Source organism: Pseudoalteromonas sp. SG41-2 (assembly GCF_014164535.1).
GTDB lineage: Bacteria > Pseudomonadota > Gammaproteobacteria > Enterobacterales > Alteromonadaceae > Pseudoalteromonas > Pseudoalteromonas rhizosphaerae.
This window is the reverse complement of the sequence record NZ_JACJFK010000143.1, coordinates 1-224: the sequence shown is the minus strand read 5'-3', so window position 1 is coordinate 224 and position 224 is coordinate 1. Positions and strand designations below refer to the sequence as shown.

Genomic DNA, 224 nt, shown 5'->3' with positions numbered 1-224 from the left:
TACTCATTGAGCAATAATTAACTATATAGAAAGCGCTAAGGACAGCACATGCAACCAGACATTAAACACATCCCCCAACAACTTGGGCAATACTTGTACCAGCAAATAAATGAGCCGTGGCTTGAAGCACAACTCATTTTAAATTGCGAAGATGAAAACGTACTTGAATGCAAAGCCCATTATCAAACTGCTGCTGATACAAGCGAACAGCCGATTACCGTGAC

Annotated in this window: 1 pseudogene; it reads left to right on the top strand. The window is 41.1% G+C overall.

The window, feature by feature from the left end:
• Positions 1 to 48: 48 nt before the first annotated feature.
• Positions 49 to 224: pseudogene (locus tag H5186_RS23270) on the top strand (DUF600 domain-containing protein); the annotation flags it as partial.